The sequence below is a fragment of the Streptomyces coeruleoprunus genome (assembly GCF_039542925.1).
GTDB classification, from domain to species: Bacteria; Actinomycetota; Actinomycetes; order Streptomycetales; family Streptomycetaceae; genus Streptomyces; species Streptomyces coeruleoprunus.
The window spans coordinates 3,672,200-3,686,486 of record NZ_BAABIT010000001.1 but is presented as its reverse complement, the minus strand read 5'-3'; the positions used below and the strand labels follow the sequence as shown (position 1 = coordinate 3,686,486).

General features: G+C 70.7%; 14 protein-coding genes. 6 read left to right on the top strand and 8 right to left on the bottom strand.

Annotation, left to right across the window (positions count from 1 at the left end):
• Positions 1 to 89: 89 nt before the first annotated feature.
• The 4 genes from ABEB09_RS16365 to ABEB09_RS16350 all read right to left on the bottom strand — a co-directional run bounded on the left by ABEB09_RS16365 (position 90) and on the right by ABEB09_RS16350 (position 3,246).
• Positions 90 to 569, bottom strand: a complete 480-nt coding sequence (locus ABEB09_RS16365; protein WP_345690661.1) for an NUDIX domain-containing protein — start codon at positions 567 to 569, stop codon at positions 90 to 92.
• Positions 570 to 630: 61 nt separating this feature from the next.
• The gene (locus ABEB09_RS16360) at positions 631 to 1,527 is read right to left on the bottom strand and encodes a LysR family transcriptional regulator (RefSeq protein ID WP_345690660.1); all 897 of its coding nucleotides are present in this window, start codon (positions 1,525 to 1,527) and stop codon (positions 631 to 633) included.
• A 202-nt stretch (positions 1,528 to 1,729) separates the two neighbouring features.
• A complete protein-coding gene (locus tag ABEB09_RS16355; RefSeq protein ID WP_345690659.1) occupies positions 1,730 to 2,866 on the bottom strand; it encodes a cystathionine gamma-lyase in 1,137 nt (378 codons plus the stop codon).
• On the bottom strand, positions 2,866 to 3,246 hold the full coding sequence (locus tag ABEB09_RS16350; protein ID WP_345690658.1) for a phage holin family protein: 381 nt from the start codon (positions 3,244 to 3,246) through the stop codon (positions 2,866 to 2,868). Before ABEB09_RS16350 ends, ABEB09_RS16355 begins: the two co-directional genes overlap by 1 nt.
• A gap of 49 nt (positions 3,247 to 3,295) precedes the next feature.
• Here ABEB09_RS16350 and ABEB09_RS16345 point away from each other — a divergent pair, with 49 nt between their 5' ends.
• The 4 genes from ABEB09_RS16345 to ABEB09_RS16330 all read left to right on the top strand — a co-directional run bounded on the left by ABEB09_RS16345 (position 3,296) and on the right by ABEB09_RS16330 (position 5,436).
• Entirely contained in the window at positions 3,296 to 3,613 is a 318-nt protein-coding gene (locus ABEB09_RS16345; RefSeq protein WP_345690657.1) for a cupin domain-containing protein, read from the top strand.
• Positions 3,614 to 3,762: 149 nt separating this feature from the next.
• Complete coding sequence (locus ABEB09_RS16340; RefSeq protein WP_345693958.1) at positions 3,763 to 3,981, top strand: DUF5326 family protein; 219 nt, start codon at positions 3,763 to 3,765, stop codon at positions 3,979 to 3,981.
• Between the two features lie 153 nt (positions 3,982 to 4,134).
• Entirely contained in the window at positions 4,135 to 4,899 is a 765-nt protein-coding gene (locus tag ABEB09_RS16335) for an IclR family transcriptional regulator (protein ID WP_345690656.1), read from the top strand.
• Positions 4,900 to 5,001: 102 nt separating this feature from the next.
• A complete protein-coding gene (locus tag ABEB09_RS16330) occupies positions 5,002 to 5,436 on the top strand; it encodes an SsgA family sporulation/cell division regulator (RefSeq protein WP_345690655.1) in 435 nt (144 codons plus the stop codon).
• A gap of 70 nt (positions 5,437 to 5,506) precedes the next feature.
• Here the strand turns inward: ABEB09_RS16330 and ABEB09_RS16325 are convergent, their stop codons facing one another.
• Positions 5,507 to 6,880: a YibE/F family protein gene (locus tag ABEB09_RS16325; RefSeq protein WP_345690654.1), complete on the bottom strand. Its 1,374-nt coding sequence runs from the start codon at positions 6,878 to 6,880 to the stop codon at positions 5,507 to 5,509.
• 220 nt (positions 6,881 to 7,100) lie between these two features.
• Here ABEB09_RS16325 and thiC point away from each other — a divergent pair, with 220 nt between their 5' ends.
• Both thiC and ABEB09_RS16315 read left to right on the top strand, forming a co-directional pair.
• Positions 7,101 to 8,885 carry a phosphomethylpyrimidine synthase ThiC gene (gene thiC, locus ABEB09_RS16320; protein WP_345690653.1) on the top strand — a complete coding sequence of 595 codons (1,785 nt, stop codon included), beginning with the start codon at positions 7,101 to 7,103 and terminating at the stop codon, positions 8,883 to 8,885.
• A gap of 114 nt (positions 8,886 to 8,999) precedes the next feature.
• Positions 9,000 to 10,394: a VWA domain-containing protein gene (locus ABEB09_RS16315; protein WP_345693957.1), complete on the top strand. Its 1,395-nt coding sequence runs from the start codon at positions 9,000 to 9,002 to the stop codon at positions 10,392 to 10,394.
• An 8-nt stretch (positions 10,395 to 10,402) separates the two neighbouring features.
• Here ABEB09_RS16315 and ABEB09_RS16310 read toward each other — a convergent pair whose 3' ends face one another.
• The 3 genes from ABEB09_RS16310 to ABEB09_RS16300 form a co-directional block, all read right to left on the bottom strand.
• Positions 10,403 to 11,173: a hypothetical protein gene (locus ABEB09_RS16310; RefSeq protein WP_345690652.1), complete on the bottom strand. Its 771-nt coding sequence runs from the start codon at positions 11,171 to 11,173 to the stop codon at positions 10,403 to 10,405.
• A 127-nt stretch (positions 11,174 to 11,300) separates the two neighbouring features.
• Positions 11,301 to 12,494 carry a metallophosphoesterase gene (locus ABEB09_RS16305; RefSeq protein WP_345690651.1) on the bottom strand — a complete coding sequence of 398 codons (1,194 nt, stop codon included), beginning with the start codon at positions 12,492 to 12,494 and terminating at the stop codon, positions 11,301 to 11,303.
• Between the two features lie 370 nt (positions 12,495 to 12,864).
• Positions 12,865 to 13,989, bottom strand: a complete 1,125-nt coding sequence (locus ABEB09_RS16300) for a LacI family DNA-binding transcriptional regulator (protein WP_345690650.1) — start codon at positions 13,987 to 13,989, stop codon at positions 12,865 to 12,867.
• Positions 13,990 to 14,287 lie beyond the last annotated feature (298 nt).

The following is a 14,287-nucleotide window of genomic DNA, read 5'->3' as shown; positions in this document are numbered from 1 at the left end:
AGAACCCTGCGGCATGTCAGCCGGAAGCCGCGTCAGCCGCAGCGCCCGTGTCGGCCCAGGGGCAAGGCCCACGGGTGCCCAGGGCCCCGTCAGCCCAGGTCGGGCGCGTGCATCGCCCGTACGCCCTCGATGTTGCCGTCGAGGTAGTGCCGCAGCGACAGCGGGACGAGGTGGACCGCGGCGATGCCGACCCGGCTGAACGGCACGCGCACGATCTCGTACTCGCCGACGGGCTCGTCCACCTCGGGGCCGTGCCGCTGCGCCAAGTCCATGGACTCCAGGCGGCAGACGAAGAAGTGCTGCACCTTCACGCCGGAGACTCCGCCGTCCACGATGTGCTCGACGGTGTCGACGAAACAGGGGACCACATCAGTGATCTTGGCGCCCAGTTCCTCGTGCACCTCCCGGTGCAGGGCGTCGACGACGGTCGCGTCCCCCGGCTCGACCCCGCCACCCGGCGTCAGCCAGTAGGGATCCATGCCGGGCTTGGTCCGCTTGATCAGGATCAGGTCGTCGCCGTCGAGCAGGATGGCGCGTGCGGTGCGCTTGACCACTGGACGTTCGGTCATGGCATGAAAATGGCCCGCGCCGTTCCGCTTGAAACGCGCGCGGAGCCGGTACCGCCCTCTGTCACCAGCCGGACGCGGCGCGCAGCAGCGTCTCGTGGGCGCGGGCGATGTGCCACAGGGCGAGAGTGCCGGTGCGTGCGACCAGGAAGTACGTCCGCAGCGGCGGGACGGGCGGGTCGAGCAGCGCCACCACGCGGCCACTGTCCAGCGCCTCCTCGCACAGATAGCGGGGAAGCACCGCAAGACCGGCGCCGGAGGCGGCGGACTCGAGGACGGCGCGCAGGTCGGGGACGACGACGGTCCCGGAGGCGGCGGGCTTCGACTCGAAGACGGCCGCCCAGTAGCGGCTCACGAAGGGCAGGGATTCATGGACCTCGACGACCGGCAGCTGGTCCAGGACGACGGCGCCCTCGGCCAGGAGCACACCGGGCGCCAGACGGGCGGCCCAGCGAGGGGAAGCCACCAGGACGTGCTCCTCGTCGCACAGTGGCGTGGCCGTGAGCAGCCCGCCGCGGGGGCGGGCGGTGGCGACGGCCAGGTCGTGGTGGCCGGCGGCCAGTCCCTCCAGGGCCTCCTCGGCCGTGCCGACGAGAGAGGTACGCAGCGCCAGGCCCTCGGAGACGAGCGGGGTCAGGGCAGGTAACGCCCGGACGGACACGAACTCGGGCGGCCCGGCGAGATGCAGGGTGCGCACCCGGCTCTCCCCTTCGACGCCGGCCTCGGCGATCTCGACGAGCGCGTCCAGGTGCGGGGCGGCCCGGTGGGCCAGCTCGTCGCCGATCGTCGTGGGGGTCACGCCCCGTGCCTGCCGCAGGAACAGCGGACGCCCCAACTGCCTCTCCAGTGTGCGGATCTGGCTGGTCACGGCGGGCTGGGAGAGTCCCAGGAGGGCGGCGGCGCGGGTGAAGGAGCCGGCTCGGTGCACGGTCACGAACGTCCGTAGCAGGGCCAGGTCCATGCCCCTCCCTCCTCCTGGTCGGCGCCTCCCCCGAAGCCGTACAACTATAAATAAGTCGATAGGTCGCTGTCGCTAGCGTGATTGGACACTGACGTAGAGTCAACTAGCCTGGTTCAGGCGGGCGTCCGGGCACACAAGCAGGACGGTCCGAGCCATGAGGGGGGAGGCTCGGACCGTCCGTTCTGCGTACCTAATGCGGCTGTCACGTCCGTGCCGCCACATCCAGCGCGTGCAGCACATCGGCCACGAGGTCGTCCGGGTCCTCCGCGCCCACCGAGAAGCGGATGAACCCCTCGGGAACCGCGTCCCCGCCCCAGCGTCCCCGCCGCTCGGCCGTGGAGCGCACGCCGCCGAAACTCGTGGCGTCGTCCACCAGCGTCAGCGCGTCCAGAAAGCGCTCGGCGCTCTCCCGGTCGGCCAGGACGAACGAGACGACCGAGCCGAAGCGCCGCATCTGGCCGGCCGCGACCGCGTGCGACGGGTCGTCCGGAAGCCCGGGGTAGCGCAGCCCGGTCACGTCGTCGCGCCGCGCAAGCGCCTCGGCGAGCGCCAGCGCGCCGGCGCACTGCCGCTCGATCCGCAGCGGGAGCGTGGCCAGCGACCGGTGCGCGAGCCAGGCCTCCATCGGCCCCGGGATCGCCCCGACGATCTTGCGCCAGCGCCGCACGCCGGCGGCGAGCCGGGTGTCACGGCACGAGACGTGGCCGAGCAGCAGGTCGCCGTGGCCGGTCATGCCCTTGGTGTCGCTGGCCACGGAGAAGTCCGCGCCCAGCTCCAGCGGGCGCTGCCCGAGCGGCGTGGCGAGCGTGTTGTCCACCGCCACCAGGGCCCCCGCCGCGTGGGCGGCCGCCACCAGCCGGCGGACGTCGCACACGTCGAGGCCCGGGTTCGAGGGGGTCTCGATCCACAGCAGCGCCGCGCCGTCCAGGACGGCCAGCTGGGCGTCGCCACCCGTCGGCGCGGTGCGCACCTCGATCCCGTACGCCTCCAGCTGCTCGCGTACGAGGGCCAGCGCCTGGTAGCCGTCGTCCGGCAGGACCGCCACGTCTCCGGCGCGGAGCTGCGAGAACAGCACCGCCGAGATCGCGGCCATGCCGGAGGCGAAGACCACGGTGTCGACCGTGTCGTCGCCCGGAGCCTCCAGTTCGCCGATGGCCCGCTCCAGGTGGGTCCAGGTCGGGTTCTCGTCCCGCCCGTAGGTGTACGGGCCGGTCGGCTCGCCGGGCAGGTGGTAGTGCGCGGCGAAGACCGGCCCCGGAAGCGGGGGTTCGTACTTCCGCGGCTCCGGCAGCCCGGCCCGTACGGCCCGGGTGCCGTCGCCCCAGTCCTGTGCGCCCATCAGTCCCGGCCGTCGGGGAGGACGACGTTGAGCGCCCACGACACGATCGAGATGATCAGGCCGCCGAGCGCGGCGGTCCAGAAGCCCTCGACATGGAAGCTGAGGTCCAGCTTGTCGGCGAGCCACGACGTCAGCAGCAGCATGAGCGCGTTGACGACCAGCGTGAACAGGCCGAGCGTGAGGATGAACAGGGGCAGCGTGAGGAGCTTCACGACCGGCTTGACCAGGATGTTCACGACGCCGAAGACCAGCGCCACGAGGATGAGCGTCAGGGCCTTGCGGCCGGTGCTGTCGCCGGTGAGCGTGATGTCCTGGAGCAGCCAGATGGCCACGGCCAGGGCGCCCGCGTTCGCGATCGTCTTGACTAGGAAATTCATCATGTGTCTGATCGTGGCAGACGTGATCGGACCAAGGCAGGGGCGAACGGCGATGAAGGCATTCCGACTGGACGAGCTGGAGGCGGAGCGCGCCGCCAACGACGGCGCGTATCTGCAGTTCCTCCGCGAACGGAACATGTCGGTGGGACTCTACGCGCTGGACGCCGGTGAGCTGGACCCGCAGAAGCCGCACAAGGAGGACGAGGTCTACTTCGTCGTCAGCGGCCGGGCGTCGATCACGGTCGGGACGGAGACCCGGCAGGTGGGCCGCGGCAGTGTGATCTACGTGCCGGCCGGGGTGCCGCACAAGTTCCACCACATCACGGAGGACCTGCGGGTGATGGTGGTGTTCTCTCCGCCGGAGAGCTGACGCCCGGCGCGGGCTTCCCTAGGGGTTCGCTCAGGGGAGTTCAAGGGATGCGGAGCACCCGTGGGGCGCCTCCTCGCCCGTAGCATCGAAAGGGATCGAAGGAAAGTGCTCAAAGAGCGATGCAGAAAGGCGAGGTTGGAACGATGGCGATAAAGGAAATTCTCGCGGGACTTCCGTGGTGGGTGAAGTGGGTGGCCATACCCGTCATCGCCGTGGTGGTTTTCGGCGGCATGATCGCGAATGCGGTGTTCTTCGTGATCGGCCTGCTGTTCAAGGTGCTGATCTTCGTCGCGCTCGTCGGCGGGCTCATCTACCTCGTACGGAAGTTCATGGGAACGTCCACTTCCTCCTCGCGTGACGAGTGGTGATCCACCCGGCCGGTCCGGGCCGCCATTAGGCCGCCCGGGGAAGGTTCCGGCGGAACGCACCCCCGAACGGAGGCTGCCATTAGAGTGGCAGGGCTTCCGCGGCCCTTGGAAATAGGGGCCGACTGAATGCCCTCTTGGGGGTGACCTTTGGTCATGGCTTCGACTTCCGCTGCCCCAACCCTTATCGGCTCGGTGCAGCGGGCGCTGCGACTGCTGGAGGCCGTGGGCACGCACACCGGCGGTGCTCCCGCCAAACAGCTCGCGCGCGAGACCGGCCTGCCGCTTCCCACGGCGTACCACCTGCTGCGCACCCTGACCCACGAGGGCTATCTGCTCCGGGACAAAGGGGTGTTCGTACTCGGTGACGCGGCCCGTCGGCTGGCGGAGGCGGGGGCGCTGCAGAATCGTCGCAGCACGATCGAAGGCTCACTGGCGCACTGGCGGGACACCATCGGTGTCCCCATCTACTTCGCGGTCTACCGGGACGGTGAGATCGAGCTGATCGCGGTCGCCGACACCCCGGCGGTGCCCGCGGTCGACGAGTGGGCCGACTTCCGCGAGACCGGCCACGCGCATGCGATCGGCCAGTGCCTGCTCAGCCAGTTGGACGCCCGGGCCCGTGAGGACCACCTCGACCGGCACCCCGTCGAGCCGATCACGCCGTATACGGTGCGTGATCGCCACGCGCTCCTCGAAAGGCTGAATCGCGCGCGGCCGACGCAGCCGTTCGTCGAACGCCAGGAGTACGCGCTCGGCACGGTCTGTGCTGCCATTCCCGTCTCCACGGGCGCTGGAGCTGCGGCGATGGCCATTTCCGTACCCCTGCACCAAGCGGACCGGCTGTTGCCGGCGGTCGAACGCCTGCGGGGGGAGATCGGACAGCCGCTCAGCCCCCTCGCCTTCTCTATCAGTATCTGAAAAATCACTCCTTGTGATCCGCTAGCGCGTACAGCACGATGGCGTCAAGAGGGCCAGGAGGGATCAATCCTGGCCGTTTTCATCACCACTGCGGGGTAGAAGATGCGCGAGTCGGTCCAGGCCGAGGTCCTGATGAGCTTCGTCGTCTCGGAGGAGCTGTCCTTCAGGATCCCCGTTGAACTCGGGTACGAGACGAGGGACCCGTTCGCGGTCCGCATGACGTTCCACCTGCCCGGCGACGCCCCGGTGACCTGGGCCTTCGGGCGGGAGCTGCTCCTCGACGGGATCAACGCGCCCGCCGGGGACGGTGACGTCCGCATCGAGCCGACCGGATCGCAGGAGCTGTCGGACGTCAGTATCCGCCTGCGCGTCGGTGTCGAGCAGGCGTTGTTCCGGGCCAGCGCGCCGCCGCTGGTCGCCTTCCTGGACCGCACCGACAAGTTGGTGCCCCTGGGACAGGAGTGCACGTTCGGGGACTTCGACGAGGACTTGGAGGAGGCGCTGGGGCGCATCCTCGCCGAGGAGAACGCCGGTTAGCGCCCGATGACCACCAGGCCCGGGCCCCGGGGGCGGGGGGCCCGGGCCTGGTAGACACCGGGGCGGCGCGTCAGCGCTTGCGGCGGCGGCCGCGGCCCGTGCGTACCGGCGGCATGGTGCCCGTCGAGGGCCCCGTACCGTCGGCGGCGCCGCGTGGCGGGCGGTCGGCGGAGACGACCAGGGCCGCCAGCGCGGTCGTCACCGGAACCGAGGCGACGAGTCCGATCGAGCCGACCAGCGTCCGCACGATCTCCTGCGCGACCAGTTCGCTGTTGGCGACCGTGCCCACGCTGCTCTGCGCGATCGAGAAGAGCAGCAGCAGCGGCAGCGCCGCGCCCGCGTACGCCAGCACCAGCGTGTTCACGACCGACGCGATGTGGTCCCGGCCGATACGCAGGCCCGCCCGGTACAGCGCGCGCGGGCCCATCCGCGGGTCGGCCTGGTGCAGTTCCCACACCGCGGACGTCTGGGTCACCGTCACGTCGTCGAGGACACCCAGCGAACCGATGATGACGCCCGCCAGCAGCAGACCCGACATGTCGATGTCCGGGTAGAGCCCGTGGATCAGGCCCGTGTAGTCGTCCGTGTTGCCGGTCAGATGCGCCCACCCGATGAACAGCGAGCCCAGCAGTCCGATCAGCAGCAGCGAGATCAGCGTGCCCAGCACGGCGACCGAGGTCCGGGCGCTGAGCCCATGGCTCAGGTAGAGCGCGATCAGCATGATGGCGCTCGCCCCGACGACCGCCACCACCAGCGGATTCGAGCCCTGGAGGATCGCCGGCAGGATGAAGAACGTCAGGATCAGGAAGCTCGTCCCCAGCGCGATCAGCGCCATCACGCCGCGCATCCGCCCCACGGCCACGACCGCCAGCGCGAACACCGCCGCGAGCAGCACCAACGGGAACTTCCGGTTCACATCGGTGACGGAGTACTGCAGGTCCTCGGGGGCGTCCGGGGCGTAGGCCACGACCACCTCCTGGTCCTGGTCCAGCTGGCGCGGGGCGTCGGGCTGCACGATCTCGGTGAACTGCCGGCCCTTGTCCTTGCCGGTGGTGACCTCGATGGTCACACGCTTGCACCGGCCCTGCTGGGCGTTGACCGCCTCACGCCCCTCCGGCGTCGTGGTGTCGCCGGTCGGAGGCACCTGGGCGGCGTTCACGTCCTTGCAGTCGACCTGCTCGACGCGTACGACCTTGCCCTGCTCGGTCTGCCGGTCGAAGCCGACGCCGGTGCGTTCGTGGCCGGGTGCGCCGCCCGGCCACAGCACGGCGAGGCCGACGAGGACCGCTGTGGCGAAAGGAATCAGCACCGCCGCGATGACCTTGCGCAGATGCTTGGAGACGGGCGCGGCGGGCCCGTGGCTGTGCGCGTGAACATGCGCGACGCCGTGGGGTGTCGGGCCGTGTTCCGGGTGCTTTTCCGGGGACTGGTGCGAGGAAGTCACCGACCGATCATCGCAAGAACGGCGGGGGCCCCCTGTTCAGCGTGGCCGGAATGACGCTAGCGTGGTGGCACCTTTGCACACGCGGGAGCTCGGAGCACCGGGCTGAGAGGGCGCTGACCTCCGTCCCCGCGATGTTTCACGTGGAACATCGCCGACGGAAGACGCTGCGCCGACCGCCGAACCTGTTACCGGGTAATGCCGGCGTAGGGAGTAGGTCACGATGACCGTTCAGGACGCACGCACGCCTGCCTCCAGCCCCGAGGGCTCCGAGGGCGGGAAGTCCATCGGCTGGCACAAGGGGTACGTCGAGGGCTCGCGCCCCGACATCCGTGTGCCGGTGCGCAAGGTGCACCTCACCAACGGCAAGGACGTGACGCTGTACGACACGTCAGGTCCGTACACCGATCCGTCCCTGGAGACCGACGTCCGCCGCGGTCTGCCGCCGCTGCGCGAGAACTGGATCATCGGGCGCGGCGACACCGAGGAGTACGCGGGCCGGCCGGTCCGCCCCGAGGACGACGGCATCAAGCACACCTCGCCGCGCGGCGGCCTGCGCAACCTCGACGCGGTCTTCCCGGGCCGCCCGCGCCAGCCCCGCCGGGGGCGCGGCGGCCAGGCCGTGACACAGCTCGCGTACGCGCGCCGCGGCGAGATCACCCCGGAGATGGAGTACGTCGCGATCCGCGAGAACGTCTCCCCCGAGGTCGTACGCGAGGAGATCGCCGCGGGTCGCGCGGTGCTGCCGGCCAACGTGAACCACCCCGAGATCGAGCCGATGATCATCGGCAAGCGGTTCCTGGTGAAGGTCAACGCCAACATCGGCAACTCGGCGGTCACCTCCTCCATCGAGGAGGAGGTGGAGAAGATGACGTGGGCGACCCGCTGGGGCGCCGACACGGTCATGGACCTCTCCACCGGCCGGAACATCCACACCACGCGCGAGTGGGTGCTGCGCAACTCGCCCGTCCCGATCGGGACCGTGCCGCTCTACCAGGCGCTGGAGAAGGTCGACGGCCGGGCCGAGGAGCTGACCTGGGAGATCTACAAGGACACGGTCATCGAGCAGGCCGAGCAGGGCGTCGACTACATGACCGTCCACGCGGGCGTGCTGCTGCGGTACGTGCCCCTGACGGCCCGCCGCAAGACCGGCATCGTCTCGCGCGGCGGCTCGATCATGGCCGCGTGGTGCCTGGCGCACCACAAGGAGAACTTCCTCTACACGAACTTCGAGGAGCTCTGCGAGATCCTGGCGCAGTACGACGTGACGTACTCGCTCGGCGACGGCCTGCGGCCCGGCTCGATCGCGGACGCCAACGACGACGCGCAGTTCGCCGAGTTGAGGACGCTCGGCGAGCTGAACACGATCGCCAAGCGCCACAACGTCCAGACCATGATCGAAGGCCCGGGACATGTCCCGATGCACAAGATCAAGGAGAACATCGACCTCCAGCAGGAGATCTGCGAGGAGGCGCCGTTCTACACGCTGGGCCCGCTGACCACGGACGTCGCTCCCGCGTACGACCACATCACCTCCGGTATCGGTGCCGCGATGATCGCCTGGTGGGGTACGGCGATGCTCTGCTACGTCACGCCCAAGGAGCACCTGGGGCTGCCGAACCGCGACGACGTGAAGACCGGCGTCATCACGTACAAGATCGCCGCACACGCGGCGGACCTGGCCAAGGGGCACCCGGGCGCGCAGGAGTGGGACGACGCCCTGTCGGACGCGCGGTTCGAGTTCCGTTGGGAGGACCAGTTCAACCTGGCCCTCGACCCGGACACGGCACGTGAGTTCCACGACGAGACGCTGCCGGCAGAGCCCGCGAAGACCGCGCACTTCTGCTCGATGTGCGGGCCGAAGTTCTGCTCGATGAAGATCTCGCAGGACATCCGGCGCGAGCACGGCGGCGACCTGCAGAAGGACGACATCGAGGCCGGTATGGCGGAGAAGTCCAAGGAGTTCGCCGCCGCCGGCAATCGCGTGTACCTGCCGCTGGCGGAGTGACGACGGCGGGCCCGCTCGGGGGGCGGGCCCGCGCCACACCGACCCGGGCAACCCGGCGAACCCCTCCCGTCCGGGGGCCGTTCTCGGCAGACTGGCCGGGTGACAGCGATATCGATGAGCAAGGGCGCCAACTGTCCGGTGCCGGCCAAGGCCGTGCATGCCGTGCTGAGCTGGGCGGAACCGCGCTCAGGGCTGGACGCGGACGCGTCCGCGTTGTTGCTGACGCCGGCCGGACGCGTGCGCGACGACGGGGACTTCGTCTTCTACAACCAGCCGCGGCACGCCTCCGACGCCGTACGGCATCTGGGCAAGCAGCGTGCCGGTGGTGCGGTCACGGACACCGTGGAGGTGCGGCTGGACCGGCTGGAGGCAGGGGTCGACCGCGTGCTGCTGTGCGCCTCGGCGGACGGCGGCACGTTCGGCGAGATGGCGGGGCTGACGCTGCTGCTGCGGGACGCGTCGACCGGGGCGGAGCTGGCGCGCTTCGAGACGGACGCCTCGACGGAGACGGCCTTCATCAGCGGAGAGCTGTACCGGCGGGGCGGGCAGTGGAAGTTCCGGGCGGTGGGACAGGGGTACGCCTCCGGTCTCGCCGGTCTCGCGACGGACTTCGGGATCAGCGTGGACGACGCTCCGGCGGCGGCGCCTTCTGCCGCGGCCGCTCCGGCCGCTGTGTCGCCGGCACCCCCGGTCCCCGCTCCGGCTGCACGCCCGGCGTCCGGTCCCGGCCGGCCGGCCCATCCGATCCCTGGGGAGGAGCGCCTGCCCGTCGACATGCGCAAGCGCCTGTCGCTGCGCAAGGAGCAGGTGGCGGTCAGCCTCCGCAAGCACGGCGCGGCCGGCGTCCGGGCCCGGGTCATCCTGGTGCTCGACGCCTCAGGTTCGATGAGCGCCCTGTACTCCAAGGGCATCGTGTCCGACGTCGTCGAGCGCATGGCCGCCGTCGCGGCCCAACTGGACGACGACGGGGTGATGCAGGCGTGGACGTTCGCGTCGAACCCGGCGCGGCTGCCCGACCTGCTGCTCGGCGAGCTGCCGGAGTGGCTGCGGCTGCACGTCCGGGTGGGCGAGATCGGGATGTTCGGACTGCTGCGGGGTTCCTCGCGGAATCTCCAGCCGGGTCAGGTGGACATGCGGTCGGTCGGCATCCAGAACGAGGAGCAGAAGGTGATCGCCGAGGTCCGCGCGTACGTCCGCGCGAACCCGTGCCCTGACCCGACACTGGTGCTGTTCTTCTCCGACGGGGGTGTCTACCGCAACGACGCGATCGAGCGGCAGTTGCGGGAGGCCGTCGAGGAGCCGGTGTTCTGGCAGTTCGTGGGGCTGGGCCGGGCCAACTACGGAGTTCTGGAACGGTTCGACACCATGGCGGGGCGCCGCGTCGACAACGTGGGGTTCTTCGCCGTGGACGACATCGCCGACGTACCGGACCAGGAGCTGTACGACCGGCTCCTGTCGGAGTTCCCCTCCTGGATCACCGCCGCGCGCCGGGAGGGGATCCTGCGCTGATCACGTCGTCAGTCGGGCTGGAGGTCGGGGCCCGGGGCGGCCAGGTCGGGGCTGGTGAAGCCCGGGCCGGTGAAACCCGGGCCGGTGAAGCCGAGGGCGCCCTTCTGCGGTGCGTCCGACGGGCCGGGGCGCGTGCCGGGTTCGGCCAGTGCCTCCCGGAGGAACGGCACGATGCCCCGCTCCAGCAGGGCGTGGCGCCATGCCTCCCTGGCGCGGGATATCTCGTCGGGGAGGTCGCCACCCGGCTCCTGCGGGGCGGGCACCTCGGTGGACCGGTTGCGCAGAGCCGTGACGAGCAGTCCGACGCCGGCGGCGAGGATGCCGGCCGCGGTCACGGCGGCGAAGAACCACCCCGCCGCCAGCAGGGTCTCGGCGAAGTCCGGCGGCGGGTCCAGCATGTTCAGCACGGAGCCGACGAGCAGGAAGATCACCGCCGCCGTGCCGGCGAGGACCGGGGCGAGGACAGTGACGACGACGCCGAATCCGGCGCCCGGCATGGTCTCGTCGCCGGATCCGCCGCCGAGGACCGACGCCATGACGGACACGCCCGAAGGTCTGCGGTGCTCCTCGCGCACGCGCACGAAGTGCTCGTACTCGGCTGCGGCGGCCGCGGTGATCAGCGCCGTGGCGTTGAGGGCCATCGTGCGCAGCTGTTCGGCGTTGAGCCGCCGGCCGACCGCGGCGAGTTCCGGACGGTCGGGCGCGGTGCGCAGCGCCTCGTCCAGGACGCGCTCATACTCGGCGCGGTCTTCTCTCAGCAGGTGCGGAGCGCTGTTCATGTGCCTCCCCCGATACTCCGTGGGGCGTGGGTGCCCGCGTAGGACCGGCAGCTGGGAACGCCGATGGTAGAGGGGTTACGGCAGGGGGTGACAGGGGGTTTCCGGAATTCGCCTGTCCCGGCTCCGCTCAGTGAGGGAGGGGGAGTTGGACGACCAGCAGCTTTCCGGCCATGGTCACTCCGCCGTCCATGGCGATCGCCAGCCCGTCCGCGTACACGTGCGGACCCTGGACGTTGGGTCCGGCGTTCTCGCCGTCGGCGTCCTCGGTGCCCACCTCGCCCAGCAGGTACGGGATGGGGCTGTGGCCGTGGACGACGCGCTGCCCGCCGTACGCCGCGAGCAGCTCGTGCACGGCGCCGGCGCCTCCCTCGTCGCGGAAGGCGAAGCGCTTGGTGAACTTGCGGAAGAGGTCCCAGCACTCGTCGGCGTCGTTGCGCCGCAGGATCTCGTGGACGGTCTCGTTGACGTCCTCGATGGTGGAGCCGTATTCGAGGTACGCGGTGGTGTCGGAGTGCAGCAGGAGGTGCCCGTCCTGCTCGACCATCGCGTCGAGCCGGGACATCCACTGGATGTGGACGTCCTGCAGCCGGTCCATGTCGCTCTTCTGGCCGCCGTTGAGCAGCCAGGCGGCCTGGAACGTCGCCGTGCCGGCACCGGAGTTGACGGGGGTGTCGCCGAACCGCTTCGCGCCGAGGAGCAGCAGTTCGTGGTTGCCCATCAGGGCCTTGCAGTAGCCACCGGCCGCGGCGGCCTCCGCGGAGAGCCGCATGACCAGGTCGATCACCCCGATGCCGTCGGGGCCCCGGTCGGTGAAGTCGCCCAGGAACCACAGGCGCGTGTTGCCGGCCGCCCAGTGTCCGTCGGCGTCGATGAGGCCCTTCTCGCGCAGGGCGGCGACCAGCTCGTCGAGGTAGCCGTGGACGTCGCCGACCACGTACAGCGGGCCGGGGCCGTTGCCCGGGGCGGCCGCGGGCGCGGGTGCGGGCGTGGTGACCGGGGTGGACGTGACGGAGACCTGGACGGTGTCGCCCCGGTTGATCACCGGGAGGTCGCGCGCGGTCGGCGTGTACCCGTCCGGGTACTCGTCGTCGGGGAACGCGTTGCCGGGGTGGGGCGCGGAGTGCGTCGCCGCAGGGGCGTACGCGTCGGTGTGGTGCGCCTGCGGCTGTTCGGGCACGCGCGGCGGCTGTGCCTGCTCGGGCATCCGGGGGTGGGGATGCTCCGAGTGACCCTGGACGGGTACCTGGGCGTACGGCGGTACGCGGAAGTCGCGCAACGTCGCCGTCCGCACCACGGGTCCTTGACCGGCCCCCTGAGTCATCGACCCCTCCACCACCGTCGCGACGCCCTACACCTCGCGGACCGGCCTGGTCGGGGCGGCCCGCGGTGTCGTGCGCCCATCATAGGAATGAGGCTTGTGCTGTGTGACGCACCAGGGGTGGTGAATCAGGGTGCACGCCCGGTTCGCCCGCTGTTTCGCCCCAATTGAGAAGGTCTGCACCGGGGGTCGTGCGGGTTCTCACCGGGTTCTTGCCCGGTGGTCGTCGGTTTCTTGCGAATTCTTGCGCGTTTTCTGTTGGCTTCTGTCCGGCCCAAGGTCGCGCCGGAGCCGGCCGAAGCCACACCGGAACCACCCCGAGGCGTGCCGGAGCCGCCCCGGGGCACCCCCGGGGCGGCATGCGCCGGAGCGACTACTCCGTGCGGGGGGCCTGGGGCGACCGGGGCGGGCTGACCGTGGTGCGCGGGGCGCGTCGCTGGGACGAGGTACGCACGATCAGTTCGGTCGGTATCACCTGCTCGACCGGCCGGTCGTGGTCGATGCCCTCGATCGCGTCGATCAGCAGCTGGACGACGGCCGTGCCGATCCGGCGCGGTTTGAGGGAGAGCGTGGTGATCGGCGGCTCGGTCGTGGCGTACACCGTGGACTCGCTGCAGCACACGAGCAGCAGGTCGTCCGGCACGCGCAGCCCGTACCGCCGCGCCGCCGCGAGCAGGTCCGTACCGTTCGGGTCGAACAGGCCGTACACCGCGTCGGGCCGGTCGGGGCGGGCCAGCAGCCGGTCGGCCGCGACCGCGCCGGCGCACGGATCGTGGGCCGGGTACGACTCGTACACGGGGTCCTGGCCGACGCGCTCGCACCAGTTGAGGTACGCGGTCGTGGAGAGCCGCGTATACGTGTCGGTGGTGGTGCCGGTCAGCAGCCCGATACGGCGGGCGCCGGCGTCGGCGAGGTGGTCGAGGAGGTCGAGCACCGCCGCCTCGTGGTCGTTGTCGACCCAGGCCGTGACCGGGAGGGTGCCGGCGGGGCGGCCGTCGGAGACGACGGGCAGGCCCTGCCGGACCAGCTCGGTGACGACCGGGTCGTGGTCGGACGGGTCGATGACCACCGTGCCGTCGAGCGCGACGTTCGACCAGACGTCGGCGGGGCTGCGACGGGAGGTGGCCGGGAGGATCACGAGGGCGTAGCCGCGGGCGAGCGCGGCGGAGGTGGCGGCTCTGGCCATCTCCGCGAAGTACGCGAACTCGGTGAAGGTGAAAGGTTCATCCCCGTAGGTCGTCACGGTCAGGCCGATGAGGCCCGACTTGCCGGTACGGAGCGTGCGGGCCGCTGCGGAAGGGCGGTAGCCCAGCCGGTCGGCGACCTCGCGGACATGGCGGCGGGTGGCGTCCGGGAGCCGGCCCTTGCCGTTGAGCGCGTCGGAGACAGTTGTGATGGAGACTCCGGCTGCGGCGGCCACGTCCCGGATGCCCGCTCGACCCTGCCGGCTTCCCCGGGTCTGTGCCCGGCTCACCTGGTGCTTCCCTGCTGCTGTCATGGCGAGCCGATAGTAGGGCGACGGCGGGCGGTTGGGCCGGTCGCATATTCACTCGTTGACAGGCACGTTTCTGCATGGTCGCGGACCACCAACATCATGGAAACCCAAGCCAGTTGAGCGGTTTTGCGGCAGAGCGGCGGTCGTCGGCCGGTGTGGGCCCGGCCTCTGGACGAGGTTTCGAAGAGGTCCCAACTCACCTCTACGGGGGATGCGCGCCACGGCGCGTGCCACCGGCGCACGCCGATCGGATGAGCGCCCCCTCCTTTGTCCGCAGCCCTGTCCCGGCCCGTTTCCCTTT

What these genes read in the sequence shown, in the direction of transcription:
- ABEB09_RS16365 (WP_345690661.1), bottom strand. Translation starts at nt 569, where the DNA reads ATGACCGAACGTCCAGTGGTCAAGCGCACCGCACGCGCCATCCTGCTC.
- ABEB09_RS16360 (WP_345690660.1), bottom strand. Translation starts at nt 1,527, where the DNA reads ATGGACCTGGCCCTGCTACGGACGTTCGTGACCGTGCACCGAGCCGGC.
- ABEB09_RS16355 (WP_345690659.1), bottom strand. Translation starts at nt 2,866, where the DNA reads ATGGGCGCACAGGACTGGGGCGACGGCACCCGGGCCGTACGGGCCGGG.
- ABEB09_RS16350 (WP_345690658.1), bottom strand. Translation starts at nt 3,246, where the DNA reads ATGATGAATTTCCTAGTCAAGACGATCGCGAACGCGGGCGCCCTGGCC.
- ABEB09_RS16345 (WP_345690657.1), top strand. Translation starts at nt 3,296, where the DNA reads ATGAAGGCATTCCGACTGGACGAGCTGGAGGCGGAGCGCGCCGCCAAC.
- ABEB09_RS16335 (WP_345690656.1), top strand. Translation starts at nt 4,135, where the DNA reads ATGGCTTCGACTTCCGCTGCCCCAACCCTTATCGGCTCGGTGCAGCGG.
- ABEB09_RS16330 (WP_345690655.1), top strand. Translation starts at nt 5,002, where the DNA reads ATGCGCGAGTCGGTCCAGGCCGAGGTCCTGATGAGCTTCGTCGTCTCG.
- thiC (WP_345690653.1), top strand. Translation starts at nt 7,101, where the DNA reads ATGACCGTTCAGGACGCACGCACGCCTGCCTCCAGCCCCGAGGGCTCC.
- ABEB09_RS16315 (WP_345693957.1), top strand. Translation starts at nt 9,000, where the DNA reads ATGAGCAAGGGCGCCAACTGTCCGGTGCCGGCCAAGGCCGTGCATGCC.
- ABEB09_RS16310 (WP_345690652.1), bottom strand. Translation starts at nt 11,173, where the DNA reads ATGAACAGCGCTCCGCACCTGCTGAGAGAAGACCGCGCCGAGTATGAG.
- ABEB09_RS16305 (WP_345690651.1), bottom strand. Translation starts at nt 12,494, where the DNA reads ATGACTCAGGGGGCCGGTCAAGGACCCGTGGTGCGGACGGCGACGTTG.
- ABEB09_RS16300 (WP_345690650.1), bottom strand. Translation starts at nt 13,989, where the DNA reads ATGACAGCAGCAGGGAAGCACCAGGTGAGCCGGGCACAGACCCGGGGA.